Source organism: Aquimarina aggregata (genome assembly GCF_001632745.1).
Classification (GTDB): domain Bacteria; phylum Bacteroidota; class Bacteroidia; order Flavobacteriales; family Flavobacteriaceae; genus Aquimarina; species Aquimarina aggregata.
This window is the reverse complement of record NZ_LQRT01000002.1, coordinates 177,695-199,417: the sequence shown is the minus strand read 5'-3', so window position 1 is coordinate 199,417 and position 21,723 is coordinate 177,695. Positions and strand designations below refer to the sequence as shown.

Sequence of the window (21,723 nt, the reverse complement as noted above, 5' to 3'; positions counted from 1 at the left end):
TGAATTTTGGGGGCAAAAACATTACATATTACCAACGGGGATAGTCTTACGGATAGGATAAAGGAACTAAAATTAGTAAAAGGAGATTTTTTTACCTGGCGAGAAATGCTATGTGAAGGCCCTACAATAATAAAAGTAGAGACCGAAGAATCTATCAAAATAAGAGAGAAATTCCTTAAGAAATACTATAGAATAGGCTCTTCAGACTATCAAGAGAAGTTTGTTTCTCAACTGCAAAAAATAGATACACTTTCTCAATATAATGAAATTGTGTTATGGTTTGAGTATGATTTATTTTGCCACATCAATATGATAGCAGCTATCAGTCTTTTATTAAGAAAAGGAATTAACGATACTCCTGTTTATCTTGTTTGTAGTGGTCGTATTGAGCATGAAAAGAAAATGTTTGGGCTTTGTGATTTATCCGAAGCTCAATTAAGAAATCATTACAAAAACAAAATCCTATTAACTAATGATGATCTTGAACTAGCATCACATATATGGACGCTATATTGTGAATCAAAGCCTCAAAAATTGGCTGGACAGATCAAAAAGCATTCTTCTTTTGAATACTTATCCATATGTTTAAGAGCGCATCTACAACGTTTCCCTAATATGCTAACAGGTCTGAATGTACTAGAACATAATATTTTAGAAATGATAGACAATTATCAAATCAAAAACATTAAGCAACTTATGGGATACACCCTAGAGTATCAAGGATATTATGGATACGGAGATATGCAAATGAAACGAGTACTTGCTAGACTTTTTCAATTTTTGGATCAAACAAAAGATAGATTACAATTGTCTGAAAGAGGCAAACTAGCTTTAAAACAAGAGAAAAATTTTTATAATACTCAAATACTAGATTGGCATTATGGAGGCGTAAAAAAATATGATTTCCTTTATAACAATGACACTCACACCTTATTAAAATTATAATATGGCAATAGCCGAATCAGAACTTATTTTAAATGATGATGGTAGTATCTACCATCTACACCTAAAGCCTGAAAACTTAGCACATACAATAATAACTGTTGGGGATCCTGATCGTGTTGATCAGGTTACTCAATATTTTGATCAAGTAGATTTCAAAATTCATAAAAGAGAATTTCACACACAAACAGGAATATATCGAGGAAAAAGAATAACTGTAATCTCTACAGGTATTGGTACAGATAATATCGATATTGTTTTTAATGAATTAGATGCATTAGTTAATATCGATTTTGATACTCGTGAAATAAAGAAAGAACATACTTCACTAAATATTATTAGAATAGGAACATCCGGTACAATACTTCCTGAAATTCCTTTAGATAGTTTTATCGTATCAGAAACGGCCATTGGTTTTGACAGTCTAATGCATTTTTATGATAGCGCGCACATTCAAAAACCTGAAATATCCAAAGCACTTCAAACACATTTAAATTGGGATAAAAACAAATCAGTTCCGTACGCAATTAAATGTAGCACCACTCTTTTAAACCAAATGAATAGCGATTCTGTACAAAAAGGTATTACAGTTACTAATGTTGGTTTCTACGGACCGCAAGGAAGAGTTTTAAGACTAGCATTACAAGATAATTTGTTAAATCAAAAATTACGTTCTTTTGCATTCGATACTCAAAAAATAACCAATCTAGAAATGGAAACTGCCGGTATTTATGGTATGGCAAAAATGCTTGGGCATAAAGCAATATCAATGAACGCAATATTAGCTAACAGGGCAACTGGCGAGTTTAGTACATCACCAAAAAATACTATTGACAAACTCATTACATATACCTTAGAGAAAATCATTTCACCTACAAAATCATAGATAAAAAAAAGGATAGAAATACATTCTATCCCTTTTCAACTCTCAACAATAATAATATCATGAATATTTAAAAACAGTTCTAATTCATTTTTGAGCCTTAACTAAATAATATTTTAAGGCTTATCAATAGATTGGTTAGCAATAACACTGCAATAAAAACAACAATTCCATTTTCTACTGGGTTACTTTTCAACTTTGCAACCTTTACGAATGTGTTTTTATTTCTTAAAAAATCCTTTTTCATAGCAATATTGTTTTATTTTGTGTTAATGCTTTTCAAATGTAATTCTCTTTGAAAGAATTATATTTCAAATATAGAAAAACATTTTACTATTATCGCTAAAAAACACAAATAATCGATAAAATACACAAAAAATTAACAAAACAACATTATGAGTACTGTAAAAATTGGTGGTGTCCCTGAGCATTTTAACCTACCATGGCATCTTACCATAGAAGAAGAAAGCTATTTAAAACATGGTATAGATCTAAATTGGATAGATTTTCCTGGAGGAACTGGGGCTATGTGTGAGGCGCTTAGAAATTCTGAAATAGATATTGCCATTATTCTAACAGAAGGAATCGTAAAAGATATTATTGCTGGTAATCCAAGTAAAATTGTACAAACTTATATTCAAAGCCCTTTAATCTGGGGGATACATGTTGGTTATAAATCAAAATTTCAAAGTATCGATGATTTGATTAATACCAAAGCGGCAATAAGCAGATATGGCTCAGGCTCACATCTCATGTCATATGTAAATGCACAAAATCAAGGTTGGGAAACATCAAATCTTAAATTTGAAGTTATTAAAAATCTTGATGGAGCAATCGAGGCGTTAACTAATGAAAAAGCTGATTATTTTATGTGGGAACATTTTACTACAAAACCATTAGTAGACAACAATACTTTTAGAAGAGTTGGTGATTGCCCTACTCCATGGCCTTGTTTTGTGATTGCTGTTAGAGAAGAGATGTTAACAGAAAAAGCTAACGATATACAAGTAATTCTTGATATTATAAATACAACTACAGCCGATTTTAAAAATATACCAAGTATAGATAGAACATTATCTTATAGGTATGACCAACAGTTAGAAGATATTCAAAAATGGTTGCAATTAACTGAATGGAGTCAATCTCAAATACAAACAAAGACACTTACTAAGGTTCAGGAACAATTATTCGAATTAAAAATTATTGATAAAATAGTGCCTTCAGAGGGATTATGTTACACAATTTAAGTAAAAATAGAGATTAAGGGGTAGGGTATCTTACTGTTTATGTGTTTTATAGTAAAGAATCTTTTAATAAATTAAGATGAACATTATAAATTTATATAAACAACTATACAAAATATTAAGAAATAGTTATTTCTTATGTTTAAATAGACAAAACATATTAACAAACAAAATATTTTTGTACATTTGCCCTTCCTACCCCAGTAAACTAATTATTAACGCATAAGCAACCATATTAAAATAATTGCATCTAATAATTAAACTAACAAATCCTATTTATGATCACATTTTTCTTAATACTAGCCGGTTTAGTATCTTTTAACTTTATTCTTTTAAAGTTTAGTATGCAATCTGTGGATACTAATAAGAAGAAAACAAAAGCCAAAGTACAGATTAATCATATCTCAAACCAAGAGGCTGAAAAAGCAAAGAATGCAGAAATCCCTACTGCTGCTTAATTACCAATTAATATTGGTTTCACCCTTACTTTTAAGATAGTCATTCGTCTTACTAAAATGTTTGTTACCAAACCAATATCCTCTATTTGCACTTAAAGGAGAAGGATGACCACTGGTTAGTACATGATGTTTAGTCTTGTCTATTTTAATTCCTTTTTTCTTTGCAAAACCACCCCAAAGCAAGAAAACTACATTCTCTTTTTTATCAGAAATTACTCTTATTACTTCATCTGTAAATTGTTCCCAACCTCTTTTTTGGTGTGATCCAGCTTGATGAGCCTGTACCGTTAGTGTAGCATTTAACAATAAAACTCCTTGTTTGGCCCAACGTTGTAAATTTCCATTTGAAGGGAAAGGAATACCTAAATCAGTTTCTATCTCTTTAAAAATATTAATTAATGAAGGTGGCATTGCAATGTTCTCATTAACAGAAAAACATAAACCATTAGCCTGTCCTATTCCGTGATAAGGATCCTGACCAATTATAACAACCTTAGTATCATCAAAACTACAATAATCAAATGCGGCAAAAATATCTGCTCCTTTAGGATAGCATGTGTTTTTAGAATATTCTTCTTTTATAAAGTTCGCGAGCTGCTCAAAATATGGTTTTTCAAATTCACTTTTTAATTGTGTTTTCCAACCAACTTCAATATTTACATTCATATAGATATCAAAAATTATCTCAATTGTGTACTTTTGTTTCGTTCAAAATTTGAAGAAAGATAACCCAAAAATAGGGTAAATAAAAAGTATGATTCGTATTTCTAAAAAAACATTAGACGATCTTGAATTTGACACTATACTTGATCACATTGCTGACCTGTGCAACACAGATTTAGGAAAATCAAAGGCAACACTCATAACGCCGTATAGCTCTAAAGAAAAAGTATTGATTGCTTTGCAAGAGGTTTCTGAATATAAATCCTCATCTGCAAATGATGTTCGTATCCCTAATCATGGATTTGATAATATCACTAAGGAAATTCAATTATTAAATATTGAAAACACGTTTCTTGAAGCTTTTAATTTAAAAAAACTTGTTGCCATTAGTAACACTACTAATGAGTTATTAACTTTTTTCAGAAAAAACAATGAACTATATCCCGTTCTATATAATAGTTCAAGCGCAGTGCCTTTTACAAAAGAAATTACCTCTTTAATTGATGCGGTGGTAGATAAGTTTGGAGAAGTAAAAGATAATGCCTCTTCTACTCTACTTCGGCTTAGAAAAGATATCAATATCGTTCAAGGAAAATTAAATGGCAGTTTTGGAAAAGACCTTACGCGGTATAATAATTTAGGATATCTAGATGAAATTAAAGAAAGTGTTGTAGATAATCGTAGAGTCCTAGCTGTTACTGCAATGTATCGTCGCAAGGTTAAAGGTGCGATTATGGGTAGTTCAAAAACTGGAAGTATTGTATATATAGAACCAGAGGCCACATTACAATATAGCAGAGAATTGAGTAACCTTCAGTATGAAGAACGAGAAGAAATTGTAAAAATACTCAAAGATCTTACTAATAAATTAAGACCATTCACAGAGTTATTTCAACAATATCAAGAATATTTAAGTGATATTGATTTGGTTTCGTCCAAATCAAAATATGCGAATCAATTAGATGCTGTACTTCCTAAAATAACTGAAGATAGAGAACTATCTTTTAAAGAAGCCTATCACCCATTATTATTTCTTTCAAATAAAACAAAAGGAGAAAAAACATATCCGCAAACAATAACATTAGGTCAAAACAATAGAATCATTGTGATCTCTGGACCAAACGCAGGTGGAAAAAGTATTACCCTTAAAACCATTGGACTACTGCAAGTAATGTTACAAAGTGGTATGTTAATACCTGTACATGAATATAGTAGAACCTGTTTATTTGACACTATATTAACCGATATTGGAGATAACCAATCTATAGAAAATCACTTAAGTACCTATAGTTATCGTCTCAAAAACATGAATTATTTTTTAAGAAAATGTAATAACAAAACATTGTTTCTTATAGACGAATTTGGTACCGGTAGTGATCCGGAACTGGGAGGTGCATTAGCCGAAGCTTTCTTAGAAGTTTTTTATGAACGTGAATCATTTGGAATTATCACAACGCATTATGCGAACTTAAAAATGCTCGCTAATGAATTGCCAAACATCAGTAATGCGAATATGCTTTTTGATGCAAAAACTCTAGAACCTCTTTTTAAGTTGTATCTAGGAGAAGCTGGTAGTTCTTTCACTTTTGAGGTAGCTCAAAAAAATGGAATACCATATAGTCTTATTAATAAAGCTAAGAAAAAAGTAGAACGAGGAAAGATACGATTCGACAAAAGTATTGCCAACCTTCAAAAAGAAAGATCAAAACTTCAAAAAACTACTGCTGGATTAAAAACAAAAGAACAAAAAGCAGAAGAAGAGAAAGAACGTCTGGAAAAGATTAATGATCGAATGCAAAAGAAGCTAGAAAGTTATCAGGAACTATATGACAGTAATCAACGCATGATTTATTTGGGGCAAAAACTTGATGATATTAGCGAAAAATACTTCAATAATAAAAAGAAACGTGAGTTGATTGATGAATTCATGAAAATTGTGCAAGTAGAAAATTCGAAGCGAAAAAAACAATCTTTTAAACAACGTAATGCAACAAAAGCAAAAGAAAAAAAAGTAGTTGAAGAAGTTGTAAAAAAGGTCAAAGTTATTCGAGAAAAAAAGAAGGAAGAGAAAAAGAAGGAAGAGAAAATAAAAGAAGCCAAACCAAAAGTGACTTTAAAAATTGGTGATAGAGTTCGAATGATTGATGGTAAATCTATAGGAAGTATAGATACTCTTGAAAAAGGAAAAGCTGTTGTTAATTATGGTATTTTTACCACCAATGTTGCCACAGAACAATTAGAATTTGTAGAGCGCCCAAAATAATTTATTCTACTACACAAGAGATCCTTAATATACCAACGCATATGAATTGGTAACAAAGGGCGTCTCTGTTAAAGTATCCTTAAACCATAATTCTGAGAATTTTATCTTTATATATTTGGAACATTACTTAAAAAATTGCTTCCATTATTATGCGAAAATTACTTTTTGTAGTCAGTTTTAGTCTACTAATTCCATGTGTTTCAATAGCACAACAACCCCAAAAACCAAATGCTTCAGAAATTCACCAATCTATAAAGAAATTAAACTTTTTAGGTTCTGTTTTATATGTTGCTGCTCATCCTGATGATGAAAATACAAGGCTTATCTCTTATATGGCTAACCATGTAAAAGCAAGAACAGCCTATCTATCACTTACTCGTGGAGATGGTGGTCAAAATTTAATAGGTCCAGAAATAAGAGAGCTTTTAGGAGTAATAAGAACACAAGAATTATTAGCTGCTCGAAGAACTGATGGAGGTGAACAAATGTTTACGAGAGCAAACGATTTTGGATATTCAAAACATCCTGATGAAACACTTTCTATTTGGGACAAAAAAGAAGTTTTAGGTGACGTCGTTTGGGCTATTCGCAAATTTAGACCAGATGTGATCATTAATAGATTTAATCACAGAACTCCGGGTACGACGCACGGTCATCATACTTCTTCGGCAATGCTTAGTGTAGAAGCATTTGATCTTGTCGGAAATTCATCAATTTATCCTGATCAGCTTAAACATGTGAATGCTTGGCAACCTACCCGTTTATTTTTTAATACCTCATGGTGGTTCTACGGAAGTAGAGAAAATTTTGAAAAAGCAGACAAAACAAACCTATTATCATTTGATACTGGGGTTTATTATCCTTCGTCTGGTCTATCAAATACCGAAATAGCATCATTAAGTAGAAGTCAACATAAATCTCAAGGTTTTGGTAGCACCGGTAGTCGCGGTAAACAAACAGAATACATTGAACTTATTAAAGGACAATTACCAAAAGATAAAACCAATATTTTTGAAGGAATAGATACTTCTTGGAATCGTATTAAAGGTGGTAAAGCTATTGGCGATATTTTATATCAAGTAGAGAAAGGTTTTGATTTTAGAAATCCATCAGCTTCTATACCACAATTAGTTAAGGCTTATAATTTAATTGAACAATTAGAAGATGAGCATTGGAAAACCATTAAATCTAAAGAGATAAAATCTATTATAGCTAGTGCCTCAGGATTATATTTAGAAGCAGTTGCTACTGCTCCCAACATAACTAAAGACGGTGAGGTTACAATTAAAGTAGAAGCTATAAACAGAAGTAACTCTAATATAGTTTTAAAATCCACAAAAATTGATGCTATCAATATTAATGATACTTCTGAAAAAAACTTAACTAATAATACAAGACAAAATTTAGAGTTTAAAGGAAAAATCCCTAACTCTTTAGAATATACAAACCCATATTGGCTTAATAACAAAGGTACCTTAGGAATGTATAAGGTTGAAGATCGCAAATTAATCGGAAAACCCGAAACAGATCATAAAATCAAAGCCACATTCACGGTTGCTGTTGAAGGTGTGATTATACCATTTACTAAAGAAGTTGTTTATAAAACTAATGATCCTGTAAAAGGAGAAGTGTACAAGCCTTTTGAAATTATCCCTGTTGTTTCTGCAGGGATAAAGGATAAAGTAATCATTTATGCAAATGGACTTTCAAAAAAAATACCTATTACTATTAAAGCAGGGAAATCAAACTTAAAAGGTAAAGTTTCACTTGCTCATCCAGATGGTTGGAGTGTATCCCCTAAAACAATTGATATTAATCTAACACAAAAAGGAGAAGAAAAAACAGTAATCTTTACGTTGACTTCTCCAGAGCAGCAAAGCCAAGGATACATATCTCCAATGGTACAAATTGGTGATAAAACATACGCTAAAGAAGTAGTCACTATAGATTATGACCATATACCGTATCAAACAGTTATTCTACCTTCTGAAACCAAAGTAGTACGCTTAGATATCAAAAAGAAAGGTCAAAATATTGGCTATATAGAAGGTGCAGGAGATGTTGTTCCTGAAAGTTTGAAACAAATTGGATATAAAGTAACTACTATAGATCCTGAAACAATAGCTCCTGAAAGTCTTAAAACATATGATGCAATCGTAATAGGTATAAGAGCTTATAATACAATCGAGGCACTTAAGTTTAAACAACAATATCTTTTAGAATACGTAAAAAATGGCGGTAATTTAATTGTACAATACAATACAAGCCATAGATTAAAGGTAAGTGATAATCTTGGTCCATATCCTTTAAAATTATCTAGAGACCGTGTCACAGATGAGAATGCCGAGATTACTTTTTCTGCTCCAGACCATCAAGTATTAAATTCTCCAAATAAAATTACATCAAATGATTTCACAGGATGGGTTCAAGAACGAGGTTTATACTTTCCTAATGAATGGTCAAAAGAATATACAGCAATCTTAGAAGCCAACGACAAAGGAGAATCTAAAAAGAAAGGACCTCTATTAGTTGCCAAGTACGGAAAAGGATATTATGTATATACTGGATTAAGCTTCTTCAGAGAATTTCCTGCTGGAGTTCCCGGGGCTTTTCGTCTTTTTGCAAATATGCTATCTTTAGGAAAATAAAAGGAGCATTCTTATGGAAGAACCAAAAGAAAAATTAGTCTGGAAAAAACTGTATAGTGCTGTATTAATAGCTAATATAGCATACATACTTATATTCTATTTAATTACAAATAGTTATTCTTAACTATCAAATCATTTATTAATAAATATTACATTTTCTGCAAATGCAACTTATAGATTGGATTGTTCTAGGTGGAACCCTTTTGTTTATCGTTTTATATGGAGCGTGGAAGACTAAAGGTAGTGCTACAGTAAAAGATTATATACGTGGTGGTAATGAGGCAAAATGGTGGACAGTAGGACTGTCTGTTATGGCTACCCAAGCTAGTGCTATTACATTTCTCTCTACACCAGGACAAGCATTTCATAGCGGTATGGGGTTTGTTCAATTTTATTTTGGACTTCCTATAGCTATGGTAATCATTTGCCTGGTATTTATTCCATTATACCACAAATTAAAAGTATATACAGCATATGAGTACCTTGAAAGCAGGTTTGATCTAAAAACAAGAACACTTACTGCTATTTTATTTTTGATTCAGCGTGGTTTAGGCGCCGGAATAACAATTTTTGCTCCTGCAATAATATTATCGGCAGTTTTAGGATGGGATCTCACATATTTAAACATTGTTATAGGAATCTTAGTTATAATTTATACTGTTTCTGGCGGAACAAAAGCCGTAAGCGTTACCCAAAAACAACAAATGGCAGTAATATTTGCAGGAATGTTTATTGCTTTTTTCTTGATCATTAGCTATTTGCCAGACGGAGTAACATTCTCCAAAGCACTTGATATTGCAGGTGCAAGCGGCAAAATGAAAGTATTGGATTTCTCTTTTGACCTTACCAATCGATATACAGTTTGGACAGGAATACTAGGAGGCACATTCTTGATGTTATCCTATTTTGGTACTGATCAAAGCCAAGTACAACGATACCTTTCAGGTAAATCTGTTAAAGAAAGTCAACTAGGGTTACTTTTTAATGGATTATTAAAAGTACCAATGCAGTTTTTTATTCTTTTGGTAGGTGTTATGGTGTTTGTGTTTTATCAATTCAATACGGCTCCTTTAAATTTTAATCCAATGGCTGGTGAAGCCATTAAGAAGTCAGAGTATACTCAAGAATATCAAAAACTAGAAAACGAGCTATCACAAATTCAAAATGAGAAAGAAAAACTTATAAATAAGCAAATTAGCGCCAATGATACAGGCAGAAGTGAGATAACTAGTCAATTAAAAACATTAATGGACTCCGAGGTTCAAATTCGTACATCGGCAAAAGAATTAATTAAAAAAGCCGATCCTGACGTAGAAACGAATGATAAAGATTATGTTTTTATACATTTTATCTTAAATAATCTTCCTAAAGGTTTAATAGGATTATTACTCGCTGTTATTTTATCAGCTGCTATGTCCTCAACGGCCTCAGAATTAAATGCTCTGGCATCTACAACGGCTATAGACTTGTATAAGCGAAACGTAAAAGAAGAAAAAAGTGAACAACATTATGTTAATGCATCTAAATTTTTCACATTAATCTGGGGTATTTTAGCAATTTTTGTAGCCTGTTTTGCTAACTTATTTGACAATCTTATTCAATTAGTAAATATTATTGGATCGATTTTTTACGGAAATGTACTTGGCATCTTTTTACTTGCATTCTTTATAAAATTCGTAAAAAGTAATGCCACATTTATAGCTGCACTACTTACTCAAATGATAATCATTTTTGTATGGTGGCAGGACTGGCTTCCTTTTCTATGGCTTAATGCATTAGGTTGCGGAATTGTGATGTTTTTAGCTATCCTGTTACAAGAATTAATACCAACTAAAAATAACCAACCACAACATGAACACTAACAAAACTATTAAATGGGGAATCTTGGGGTGCGGCAATATCGCGCACTACTTTGCTCAAGATTTAGGATCGATACCAAATGCCAAATTACATGCCGTAGCTAGTAGAAATTTACAAAAAGCTAAGGATTTTGGGGAAAAGTATGATGCCCCTCAAGCATACGGAAGTTATGAAGAACTAAGTAAGGATAATGAAATTGATGTGATTTATATAGCTACACCACATGTTTTTCATCATGAAAACACTATCATGTGCCTTAATAACAATAAAGCCGTGCTATGTGAAAAACCATTTGCAATGAATATTTCACAGGTTGAAGAGATGATTTCAATTGCAAAAGAAAAGCAAATTTTTTTAATGGAAGCTCTATGGACCTATTTCCTTCCTCATTATGACCATGTATTAAAACTAATTGGCTCTAAAGAATTTGGAAACGTTAAAACAGTTACTGCGGACTTTGGTTTTGCAGCAACATTTAACCCAGATGGGAGATTATTTAATAAAAAATTGGGTGGTGGTAGTCTATTAGATGTCGGTATATATCCTTTGTTTGCTGCACTAAGTATTTTAGGTTATCCTGATAAAATTGAAGCAAATGCTACATTCGGAAAAACAGGTGTAGACGAAACTTGTACTATGAAGCTTGAGTATAGTAACGGAACTTCGGCTTCATTATTTAGCGCAATTTCAAAAGACACAAACACTGAAGCCATAATTGAATTTGAAAAAGCTACAATCAAAATCAATACACAATTTCATAAACCGTCATCTATTACTATTCTAAAAAATGGAGTTTCCGAATCTTTTGAATTTCCTGTGACAACTAATGGCTATAATTATGAGGCAATCCATGTACAAAACATGTTACTTCAAAATCGTACAGAAAGTACGATAATGACTTTTGATAAAAGTCTTCAACTGATCAAAATGTTAGATACTGTAAGAGAAAAAATCGGATTACAATATTCATAAAGTCTATAAAATAATATACCGAATAGTTCTTTATTCGATAAAATGTAAAATAAACTTTACTTTTTGTAAATTTTACTTTACATTTATAACATCAATTAAAAATCGAACAAGATGAAATATTTAGTATCAAACAAATTCAAAAAACCAGGTTGGCTTCTTTTTGTTACAGGAATTACCTTAGGAATTATTCATTCTGTAAATGATTATGAATCCAATTTACTAATCACGAAAACGGTTTCACTATTTCACTATGAAACCATGTTTCCAAATGAAAATGGAATATTTAGAATAATCGAAAATAGCATTATAGACGAATTAATTACTATAATTATTATTGTAGGTGGATTACTGATAAGTTTTTCTAAAGAAAAGATCGAAGATGAGTTTATATCCAAAGTCAGACTAGACTCCTTAGTTTGGGCGATCTTAGTAAATTATGTCATTTTACTATTCACAACGGTTTTTATATATGATATCAGGTATTTTCATACCATTATCTACAATATGTTTACTCCACTAATCATATTTATACTTCGATTTAATTATGTTGTTTATAAAAAGTCTAATCATGAAGAATAGGATTAAAGTAGAAAGGGCAATATATAATTTAACTCAGGCAGATTTAGCAAAGAAAATCGGAGTTAGTAGACAAACCATTAATGCTATGGAAAAAAACAAATATGTTCCCTCTACAGTATTAGCGCTAAAGCTTTCAAGAGTGTTTAAAAAGAATGTAGAAGATATTTTTTTCTTAGAAGATAGTGACTAAAAACAAAAAAGCGTTCCGTTAGGTGCGGAACGCTTTTTCAAATGATTTGTGTGTGAAAAAGAGTGTCTATTTTGCTCCCCACTCTGAAAGGGAGTCTTTGTTTAACTTTACATAGTCAGCATTTCCTGCTTTCTCTGCTAATGATAACGAAGTTTTTGCAGCTTTTATTGCCCCAGCCTTATCTCCTGTACCCGCATAGATCAAAGATTGTTGTCTATGAAACCAAAATGCAGGATCTTTACGTAGGGATACAGCTTTGTCGATATATTCTTTTGCCTTAGCAAGATCTTTTATCTCTTTATGAAAAACAGCCGCTTGATAATAATCATTCGCAGTTGGACCAGCTAATGCAGTTTCAATACTAGCTATTGCCTTTTCTTTAGAAGGAACTTCTACTGTTATTGAAGCCTCTGTCTCTTCCCAAAAGATATTCAGTAAAGCAGAATCCATTTTAAAATCACTAAACATAATAGTAAAAGTTTCAACTTTAAAAGGTATTTTATTTGACTTAACAGAGAACTTAGCTGCTACTTTAGCGTCATCCCATTCTCTAGGAGTTCCCCAGTTGTTAGCATCTGCATAAAACAATACTTCCCAGTTTTCTTTACCTGGTTTTGTGAAAATTGCATATGTTCCTTTTTTAAGCTCTTTACCACCTACTTTTACATCATCACTAAAAGTAATTTGAGTATTTTTATTTGCTCCAGTTCTCCATAATTTATCGTAAGGAACTAAGTTTCCAAAAATAGTTCTTCCTTTCATACTAGGACGAGAATACTCAACAGTAATATCTGTTAATCCAACAACCTGCTCTATTTTAGAACTAGGACTTGGTTGTGGAGTTTTAACCTGAGCCTCAACACCTAACGATATTAAAGCAACAGAAAGAAATAAGACGATCTTTTTCATTGTGTTTTATTTAGTTTGTTTTGAATTTTTCTGTAACGAAAATAAGAAATACACATACATTAAAAGTTAACAAAACCTTAAAATAAGGAATGGTATATTTGTCAACATATTTCTAAAAAACATGCGTAAATATATTTCAGAAAGTATAGGGACTTTTAGTATGATCTTTTGTGGTACTGGAGCAATGACTATTAATGAAGTCACTGGTGGTGATGTATCCCACGTGGGGATTGCAATTACATGGGGGTTAATTGTTATGGCAATGATTTATGCCTTTGGAGAAATATCAGGAGCACACTTTAATCCGGCTGTTACTATTGCATTTGCTTATGCTAAAAAATTTGAATGGAAAGAAGTTCCTAAATACATTCTAGCCCAATGTATAGGGGCTGTAGCAGCGAGTAGTATTTTACTTTTTCTATTTCCTGATAGTGAATTTTTAGGAGGTACAATACCATCAATAGACAGTTCAAAAGCTTTTGTTCTTGAACTGATACTTACTTACTTTTTAATGGTAGTTATCATAAATGTATCAACAGGCTCGAAAGAAACTGGAACTATGGCTGGTATAGCGATCGGTGGCGTAGTATTGTTAGAAGCTATGTTTGCAGGTCCTGTTACTAATGCATCTATGAATCCTGCGAGATCATTTGCACCCGCTCTTCTCTCAGGCAATTGGCAACATCAATGGTTATATTTTATTGCTCCCGTCATTGGAGCTTTGTTGGCGGTTTTAACTTGTAAACTTGTGAAACCAGATAATTGTTGTGATGATTGTTAATACTATTGATTTCGATTTATTATATTTAAGTATGATTAACCATCTTAAATTATCTAATGGAATTAATATGTATAGATATTGTAGTTTTCCTACTGTTAATTTATGTAAATTATAGAAAATACAGGTTTTCTTCCGATTTTAATATCAAGCAAAATACTGGTTTAGCTACGATTTTTTTTGTTCTTGTTATGTATGGTATAACAATGCCATTCATACCCGCTTTTATACTATTCTCTTTCGATATAAAACCAGATCTCACCATATTATACGATACTTATATACAGTTAAGATTTAAAATATATTGGATACTTGGTGTAGTACAATTGATATACTTATTTATGATTAATTCTAGAATTAAATCAAAACAATTATAAATTTGATTAGAGTGCTAGCATTAAAACTTTAATTTATTTCTTTTTGAGTCGTTCATTTCCAATTTTATTGGTTTTAACATATATTTACCATTGAATTATGAATGGTAGTTTAAATGAGCGAAAAATTTGATAAATTTTATGAATTAGAGTTTTACGATACCTTCGTTGTCGTTACTGTTTATAAAGATGTACTTCTAACATTAGAAAAAGCAAGTAAAATAAGGGAAGAAATCAAATTACACTTCAAATCTCAAGATTTCTTGATGATCACTTATAGAAAATTTCAACATGAAGTTGTCAAAGAAGTTTTTCAGCAAGGACTTCCTCAAAACATGAAAGGGCTTGCTATTGTATCTGAAGAAAAAACAGAGCGTGATATTGCACTTCAGCAACAAAAATTGTTTGATAAATCCTTTGCTTTTTTTAGCACTCTTGAAGAAGCTAAATCTTGGGCAGAAGGTTATTTTTAATTTTAAAAATTATTTTTTGTTTAACAATTATATAGTTATAGTTAAACAAAATAGATGTATTTTTACTTCAAACTTATTAAAGTATGAAGATATATACCTTGAAAGCTAAGCAAAACCTACCAATATCCTTAGATGAGGCTTGGGAATTTCTTTCCGATCCTCGCAATTTAAAAACTATTACTCCTGACTACATGGGGTTCCAAATTTTATCTGGCGCAGATCGAAAAATGTATTCAGGTCAAATCATACAGTATATCGTTACTCCCATCGCAGGAATAAAAAGTAAATGGGTTACAGAGATTACCCATACTAAAGACAAACATTATTTTGTTGATGAACAACGCTTTGGTCCATACGCACTTTGGCACCATAAACACTTTTTAAAAGAAATTCCTGGTGGTGTCGAAATGGAGGACATTATTGATTATAAAGTCCCTTTTGGTATTTTAGGTCAATTAGTACATCCATTTATGGTAAAGCCAAAACTTAAAGAAATTTTTGAATATCGCGAAAAAAAACTAATTGAATTATTTGGAAATCATGAGAGTTCATCAGATAAAAAAATTGAATTTATATAACTATTAAAGATACATGAGAAAAAACATACTACTTATCGGAGGAAGTCATGGTATTGGTTTCGAAATTGCTTTAAAACTTTATAGCGAGCATAATATATATATTGCGTCAAGAACATCAGAGAATCTCGGGAATCTTGAAGTAACACATATTCCTTATGATGTATCCAAAGACGAAATAGATTCCTCTGTATTACCCGAGAGCATTGATGGTTTTGTCTATTGTCCAGGAAGTATTAACCTAAAACCATTTAAAATGCTAACACCAAAAGCATTTGAAGATGATATGCAAATCAACTTTATGTTTTTAGTAAAAATCATTCATCAACTCCTTCCAAAACTTAAAAACTCTGACCAAGCTAGTTTAGTCTTTTTTAGTACAGTTGCTGTTAAAGTGGGTATGCCATTTCATACAAGCGTAGCAGCCGCAAAAGGAGCCATAGAAGGTTTTGCGAAAGCTCTTGCTGCAGAGTATGCGCCTCATTTTAGAGTAAATGTCATTGCTCCTTCACTTACAGATACACCATTGGCTAAAAGATTGTTAGGTAATGAGAAAAAAAGAGATTTGATGAATAGTAGACATCCTATGAAACGTGTGGGGCAAGCAGAAGATATTGCTAACATTGCTACATTTTTATTAAGTGATGAGAGTAGTTGGATCACCGGACAAGTTTTGGGTGTAGATGGTGGTATGTCAACATTAAATATCAATTAATAATGAACAAGAAAATATCTATTTTCTGGTTTAGAAGAGATCTAAGGTTAAATGACAATGTTGGTTTACTAGAAGCCTTAAAAGGTGAATACCCTGTTTTACCTATTTTTATTTTTGACAAAAATATACTGGATCATCTACCAAAAGATGATGCTAGAGTAACATTCATTTTCGAAAGTTTAAATAAGATAGATCAAACATTAAAGAGCAAATATAATAGTACAATACTACAATTGTACGCAAATCCTAAACAAGCCTTTACACATCTTATCTCTCAATTTGATATACAGAAAATATATTCAAATCATGATTATGAACCTTATGCCAAAAATCGCGATACCGAAATTGAACACTTTCTCAAAACGCATCAAATAACCTTTCAAACTTTTAAAGATCAGGTAATCTTTGAAAAAAGTGAAATTGTAAAAAATGACGGGACTCCTTATGTAGTATATACCCCATATAAAAATAAATGGAAAGAAATCTTTAAATCAGATAACATTATATCGCATGACACGAGTAACTATCTAAAAAATTTAATCCAAGATGTCGTAACTCCTAAGGTATCACTTGCCGAAATGGGATTTGAGCAATCATCAATAAAAGTACCTAATTACGATGCATCTCCAGAGGTTATTCAGAATTATGAAAAAACACGTGATTATCCTGCAATTACAAAAGGCACCTCGTTATTAGGGCCACATCTTCGCTTTGGAACAGTAAGTATTAGGGCAATGGTAAGAAAGGCTATAGCAGAAGAAAATGAAGTATTCTGGTCTGAATTAATATGGAGAGAATTTTTTATGCAAATACTTTATCATTTTCCTCATACACAAAATTCATCTTTTAGAGCAAAATATGACCGGATTGAATGGAGAAACAATGAAGAAGAATTTGAGAAATGGAAAAAAGGTGAGACTGGTTATCCATTAGTTGATGCAGGGATGCGACAGCTAAACAAAACTGGTTATATGCATAACAGAGTACGTATGCTAGTTGCCAGTTTTTTGTGCAAACACCTTCTTATAGATTGGCGCTGGGGTGAGGCATACTTTGCAGAAAAACTATTGGATTATGATATGTCTGCGAATGTTGGAAATTGGCAATGGGCCGCTGGCTCTGGAGTAGATGCCGCTCCGTATTTCAGGATTTTTAATCCCACTACACAAATCACTAAGTTTGATAAGGAATTAAAGTATATTTCAACATGGGTAACAGATTTTAATGAACTTACTTATCCGCAACCTATGGTTGAACATAAAATGGCTCGAGAACGCTGTCTCAAAACTTATAAAAATGCTGTAGCTTAAACAATAAATGTGTATCATTTTTTTATCATTCAATTCAAGTTTTTCGTAAATTAATTGCGAAAAGCATTTTATAACCTAAAAATTGAAACCAATGAATACACAACAAGTTGCAAATCGCTTGGTAGAACTTTGCCGTATAGGTGAAAACATGCAAGCTTTAAACGAGTTATACGATCAAAACGTGATTAGCAAAGAAATGCCTGGTTCCCCTAACCCTATTACCAATGGCAAAGAGGCTGTTATTAAAAAAAGTGAAGATTGGTATGCCTCTGTAGAAGAATTTCATGGAGGTGAAATTTCTGATCCGTTAATTGCAGAAAATCATTTTAGTTGCACTATGAAGATGGATTGTACTTTTAAAGGTCAAGGTAGAATGCAAATTGAAGAAGTTGCAGTATATCAAGTTAATAATGGTAAAATAACCGAAGAGCAGTTTTTCTACAATATGCCTAGTTAACAATTAAAAAATAAGCTCCACCATATATATGTATATAGTGGAGCTTATTTTTTAGAATTTTATAAATTTAAAACTTAAATCCAGTAGAAAACTGAAATACGGAGTGTTGTTGAGAAACTTCTAATCCTTCAATATCAAAAACATCAGTAATCCCTAAATTATATCTAGCTTGAATAAAAGCTCCGATCTCTAATTGATACCCTACTCCCAAATTAAATCCAACATCTATACTTGAAGTAATATCTTTAATATCTGTATCCGAAGTTTCAGTGATTCCTCCGTCAAGATTATTTCTACGTTCGAGTACGGCAGAGGTTAAAAAACCTACTTGTGGACCTGCTTCTAAACTAAGACCAGGAACTACATAAAAAGGATAGTATTTCACCATTACAGGAAGATAAATATAATCTAACTTTGTACTTTCTTTTTCAAAATTAACTTCTTCACTTTCTGTTTTAACACCTTGAAAAGTGTATAATAATTCTGGTTGTATTGCTAAAATTTCATTGATAGGAATTTCAGCAGCCAATCCAACATGTACACTTGTTCTTGGGTCTAAATTATCGGTTTCTTCGCCTTTAAAATCGGCTAGGCTAAACCCTACTTTAAAACCTATTTGAAAAGATTCTACCTGAGCACTTACCGAATCAGAAATCAATCCGACAAATAAGGTAATAAAAAACAGCTTTTTTATCATAGTTTATAAATTTGGAGCATTACTATATTAAAGCGACCATTCAATCGTATTTCATAGTAATTTACTAAGAAATAAAAATAAAATGACAGCACCAAAAGTAAACAACACTATCCAGAAATAAAAAAAAATCTAATCATACTAGTACAAATCCAGCAACATCCATTTAAATATTCATCAAATTTAATAGCTGTTGTAATGCTGGATTACGATTATTTTCTTTCCAAATTACTGATAATACTGCTTTTTGCGGAATTTTAGGAATTTCTAAAAATTTAACCCCTAAATCGAACCCATACTGCAACGAACTTGGCACAATCGCAACACCTAAACCACTTTCGACAAGCTTGTATATGGTTTGCCCGTGCACTGATTTATGAGACACCTTTGGTGTAAACCCTTTATCCTCACAAATACTCATAATTTTATCATAGTAAAGAGAACTATATCGAGATGAAAATAAGATGAAATTTTCATGTGATACTTGATCAATACTTTTAAAATTATCTATATTAAGATAATGATCCTCAGGAAGTACCAATGAAAAAGTGTCTTTAAATATCGTTTTCATTTTTAACTCTTTAGAAACCCTTGCCAATCTTACAAAGCCAAGATCTAACTGATCTCTTTCAATAGCTTCAACCTGAAGATAATTAGACATCTCTTCTAAACTAAATTGTATATTAGGGAAGTTTTCGTTTGTTTTAACCAATAATTCAGGGATCACAGTTTGCATTGCCGAACCCAAAAATCCTATACGTACCTCACCATCACTACCTTGATCAATCAAACGAGTTTGTTTTATGGTAAAATCGATATGATTAAAAATGTAATCTAATTCTTTTTTAAGGTATCTACCAGATGCTGTTAAGTCAACATTTCGTTTATCTCTTATAAAAAGTTTTGCTCCTATAATCTCTTCCATCTGTTTAATCTGTCTACTTAATCCAGGTTGAGAAATATATAAACGATCTGCAGCTTTTCTAAAGTGCAGTTCTTCAGCCACGGCCAAAAAATATGTAAAATGTCTTAATTCTAACTGATAACTCATGGTTATTAATTAATGATAATATTAGTATTTCTAATTATTAAAAATACATATTAATTTAGTGCTAACAAATCAATTTAAAATTTCGCACTGAAACAATGTCTAATATGGCCGATCATTTTTTATACGGAGAAGATTATTTAACAGCAGGGATAGCTCTTAAAATAGCTAAAGGAGAAACAAAAGGTATTATTTCAAAAATTTCAAGAGAGAAAATAAAAGAAAGCAGAAAGGTTGTTGAGAATATTGTAGATAAAGGACATCCTGTTTACGGGATTAATACCGGATTTGGCCCCCTTTGTACCACTAAAATTTCTAAAGAAGAAACAAAAATTTTACAAAACAACATTCTTAAAAGTCATAGTGTTGGTGTTGGTGATCCTGTAGATAATGAGATCGCTAAACTTATGATGATTTTAAAAATGCAATCGTTATCTAAAGGATATTCTGGTATTTCAGAAAAAACATTAGATAGAATTCTTTGGCATATTGATAATGATGCCATTCCTATAGTTCCAAGTCAAGGATCGGTTGGTGCATCAGGAGATTTAGCTCCTTTATCGCACTTATTCCTGCCATTAATTGGTTTAGGAAAAGTGGTATACCATAAAAAAATAATTACTACTAAAGAGTTATTTAAGACTACGGGGCTATCACCTCTTGACCTTGGGCCAAAAGAAGGTTTAGCTCTTATTAACGGAACTCAGTTTATTGCTGCTCATGCAGTCCAAATTGTCTCAAAACTTCATAACTGCCTCTCTCAAGCCGATATTATTGGTGCAATGATGATAGAAGGTCTTCAAGGCTCTGTAAAACCGTTTTATAGAGAATTACATAATTTACGCCCTTTTAAGGGCAATATACATGTTGCTTCTAGAATCAAATCGTTATTAAAAGGTTCTGAAATTATGGAAGACCATGTAGATTGTGATCGAGTTCAGGATCCATATTCATTAAGATGCATGCCACAAGTTCATGGAGCATCAAGAAATGCGTGGTTACATCTAAAAGAACTTCTTGAAGTAGAGCTAAACTCTGTCACTGATAATCCTATAATTATTAATGAAGAACTTACTATTAGTGGAGGAAGTTTTCACGGGCAACCCCTTGCTATGGCAATAGATTATGCTTGTCTAGCTGCTTCTGAACTTGGTAACATTTCAGACCGAAGGATATATCTTGCCTTAGAGGGTAATTCTCCTGGAGTTCCTAAACTATTAATGAAAGATACCGGTATTAACTCCGGATACATGATATTGCAATATACTACAGCAGCTTTAGCAAGTGAAAATAAAGGATTATGTTTTCCTTCTAGTGCTGATAGTATACCCACATCTTTAGGTCAAGAAGATCATGTAAGCATGGGATCAATAGGTGGGCGAAAAGCTATAAAAGTTATTGAGAATCTTGAGAAAATACTAGCTATAGAATTATTAACCGCATCTCAAGCTTTTGAATTTAGAAAACCTTTAAAATCAGGAGTTATTGTAGATGAAATACATAAAGCTATTAGAACTAAAGTAGCTTTTGCAGATAAAGACAGAGTATTTGCTCATGATATCGAAGAAGGAATTAATATCATCAAGAATAAAACCATCATAACCATTGTAAATCAAATATCTAAAGAAAAAAATATTTCTGTTGAAACAGAATTTTCTAATGAATTTGAGGTATATTAAAAGAACTCT

At 31.8% G+C, this 21,723-nt stretch carries 22 protein-coding genes; 17 read left to right on the top strand and 5 right to left on the bottom strand.

Going from position 1 to position 21,723, the window contains the following annotated elements:
- Positions 1-6 precede the first annotated feature (6 nt).
- Both AWE51_RS02665 and AWE51_RS02660 read left to right on the top strand, forming a co-directional pair.
- Positions 7-945, top strand: coding sequence for a DUF1835 domain-containing protein (locus tag AWE51_RS02665; protein ID WP_066309075.1), 939 nt, complete (start codon positions 7-9; stop codon positions 943-945).
- A gap of 1 nt (position 946) precedes the next feature.
- Entirely contained in the window at positions 947-1,828 is an 882-nt protein-coding gene (locus AWE51_RS02660; RefSeq protein WP_066309073.1) for a nucleoside phosphorylase, read from the top strand.
- Between the two features lie 97 nt (positions 1,829-1,925).
- On the opposite strand, the gene AWE51_RS26350 is transcribed toward AWE51_RS02660, so the two are convergent.
- On the bottom strand, positions 1,926-2,072 hold the full coding sequence (locus AWE51_RS26350) for a hypothetical protein (protein WP_157766005.1): 147 nt from the start codon (positions 2,070-2,072) through the stop codon (positions 1,926-1,928).
- 148 nt (positions 2,073-2,220) lie between these two features.
- Between AWE51_RS26350 and AWE51_RS02655 the strand changes: the two genes are divergently transcribed.
- Together AWE51_RS02655 and AWE51_RS02650 are read left to right on the top strand one after the other, a co-directional pair.
- The gene (locus tag AWE51_RS02655; RefSeq protein WP_066309070.1) at positions 2,221-3,072 is read left to right on the top strand and encodes a substrate-binding domain-containing protein; all 852 of its coding nucleotides are present in this window, start codon (positions 2,221-2,223) and stop codon (positions 3,070-3,072) included.
- A gap of 275 nt (positions 3,073-3,347) precedes the next feature.
- The gene (locus AWE51_RS02650; RefSeq protein ID WP_066309069.1) at positions 3,348-3,527 is read left to right on the top strand and encodes a hypothetical protein; all 180 of its coding nucleotides are present in this window, start codon (positions 3,348-3,350) and stop codon (positions 3,525-3,527) included.
- Here AWE51_RS02650 and AWE51_RS02645 read toward each other — a convergent pair whose 3' ends face one another.
- Complete coding sequence (locus AWE51_RS02645; RefSeq protein ID WP_066309066.1) at positions 3,528-4,193, bottom strand: uracil-DNA glycosylase; 666 nt, start codon at positions 4,191-4,193, stop codon at positions 3,528-3,530.
- 88 nt (positions 4,194-4,281) lie between these two features.
- On the opposite strand from AWE51_RS02645, the gene AWE51_RS02640 reads away from it, so the two are divergent.
- From AWE51_RS02640 to AWE51_RS02615, 6 genes are all read left to right on the top strand, one after another.
- The gene (locus tag AWE51_RS02640; RefSeq protein ID WP_066309065.1) at positions 4,282-6,453 is read left to right on the top strand and encodes an endonuclease MutS2; all 2,172 of its coding nucleotides are present in this window, start codon (positions 4,282-4,284) and stop codon (positions 6,451-6,453) included.
- A gap of 149 nt (positions 6,454-6,602) precedes the next feature.
- Complete coding sequence (locus tag AWE51_RS02635) at positions 6,603-9,101, top strand: PIG-L family deacetylase (protein WP_066309064.1); 2,499 nt, start codon at positions 6,603-6,605, stop codon at positions 9,099-9,101.
- 164 nt (positions 9,102-9,265) lie between these two features.
- The gene (locus AWE51_RS02630) at positions 9,266-10,963 is read left to right on the top strand and encodes a sodium:solute symporter (protein WP_066309059.1); all 1,698 of its coding nucleotides are present in this window, start codon (positions 9,266-9,268) and stop codon (positions 10,961-10,963) included.
- Positions 10,953-11,933, top strand: a complete 981-nt coding sequence (locus AWE51_RS02625; RefSeq protein ID WP_099098759.1) for a Gfo/Idh/MocA family protein — start codon at positions 10,953-10,955, stop codon at positions 11,931-11,933. Before AWE51_RS02630 ends, AWE51_RS02625 begins: the two co-directional genes overlap by 11 nt.
- Positions 11,934-12,044: 111 nt before the next feature.
- Positions 12,045-12,512: a hypothetical protein gene (locus AWE51_RS02620; protein WP_066309056.1), complete on the top strand. Its 468-nt coding sequence runs from the start codon at positions 12,045-12,047 to the stop codon at positions 12,510-12,512.
- Positions 12,502-12,702 (top strand): helix-turn-helix transcriptional regulator, encoded by a 201-nt coding sequence (locus tag AWE51_RS02615; protein WP_066309054.1) that lies wholly within the window; start codon positions 12,502-12,504, stop codon positions 12,700-12,702. The genes AWE51_RS02620 and AWE51_RS02615 overlap by 11 nt, the downstream gene beginning before the upstream one ends.
- 66 nt (positions 12,703-12,768) lie before the next feature.
- On the opposite strand, the gene AWE51_RS02610 is transcribed toward AWE51_RS02615, so the two are convergent.
- On the bottom strand, positions 12,769-13,611 hold the full coding sequence (locus tag AWE51_RS02610) for a DUF2911 domain-containing protein (RefSeq protein WP_066309052.1): 843 nt from the start codon (positions 13,609-13,611) through the stop codon (positions 12,769-12,771).
- A 121-nt stretch (positions 13,612-13,732) separates the two neighbouring features.
- Here AWE51_RS02610 and AWE51_RS02605 point away from each other — a divergent pair, with 121 nt between their 5' ends.
- From AWE51_RS02605 to AWE51_RS02575, 6 genes are all read left to right on the top strand, one after another.
- A complete protein-coding gene (locus tag AWE51_RS02605) occupies positions 13,733-14,392 on the top strand; it encodes an MIP/aquaporin family protein (protein ID WP_066309049.1) in 660 nt (219 codons plus the stop codon).
- A gap of 487 nt (positions 14,393-14,879) precedes the next feature.
- Positions 14,880-15,236 carry a hypothetical protein gene (locus AWE51_RS02595; RefSeq protein WP_066309044.1) on the top strand — a complete coding sequence of 119 codons (357 nt, stop codon included), beginning with the start codon at positions 14,880-14,882 and terminating at the stop codon, positions 15,234-15,236.
- A gap of 83 nt (positions 15,237-15,319) precedes the next feature.
- Positions 15,320-15,814 (top strand): SRPBCC family protein, encoded by a 495-nt coding sequence (locus tag AWE51_RS02590; protein WP_066309041.1) that lies wholly within the window; start codon positions 15,320-15,322, stop codon positions 15,812-15,814.
- A 13-nt stretch (positions 15,815-15,827) separates the two neighbouring features.
- Positions 15,828-16,526, top strand: a complete 699-nt coding sequence (locus tag AWE51_RS02585) for an SDR family NAD(P)-dependent oxidoreductase (RefSeq protein WP_066309039.1) — start codon at positions 15,828-15,830, stop codon at positions 16,524-16,526.
- Between the two features lie 2 nt (positions 16,527-16,528).
- Positions 16,529-17,836 (top strand): cryptochrome/photolyase family protein, encoded by a 1,308-nt coding sequence (locus AWE51_RS02580; RefSeq protein ID WP_066309038.1) that lies wholly within the window; start codon positions 16,529-16,531, stop codon positions 17,834-17,836.
- A gap of 91 nt (positions 17,837-17,927) precedes the next feature.
- Positions 17,928-18,293, top strand: coding sequence for a SnoaL-like domain-containing protein (locus tag AWE51_RS02575; RefSeq protein WP_066309035.1), 366 nt, complete (start codon positions 17,928-17,930; stop codon positions 18,291-18,293).
- Between the two features lie 67 nt (positions 18,294-18,360).
- Here the strand turns inward: AWE51_RS02575 and AWE51_RS02570 are convergent, their stop codons facing one another.
- Entirely contained in the window at positions 18,361-18,990 is a 630-nt protein-coding gene (locus AWE51_RS02570) for a porin family protein (protein ID WP_066309032.1), read from the bottom strand.
- A gap of 163 nt (positions 18,991-19,153) precedes the next feature.
- A complete protein-coding gene (locus tag AWE51_RS02565; RefSeq protein WP_066309030.1) occupies positions 19,154-20,038 on the bottom strand; it encodes a LysR family transcriptional regulator in 885 nt (294 codons plus the stop codon).
- 95 nt (positions 20,039-20,133) lie between these two features.
- On the opposite strand from AWE51_RS02565, the gene hutH reads away from it, so the two are divergent.
- The gene (gene hutH / locus AWE51_RS02560; protein WP_066309029.1) at positions 20,134-21,714 is read left to right on the top strand and encodes a histidine ammonia-lyase; all 1,581 of its coding nucleotides are present in this window, start codon (positions 20,134-20,136) and stop codon (positions 21,712-21,714) included.
- Positions 21,715-21,723: the final 9 nt, after the last annotated feature.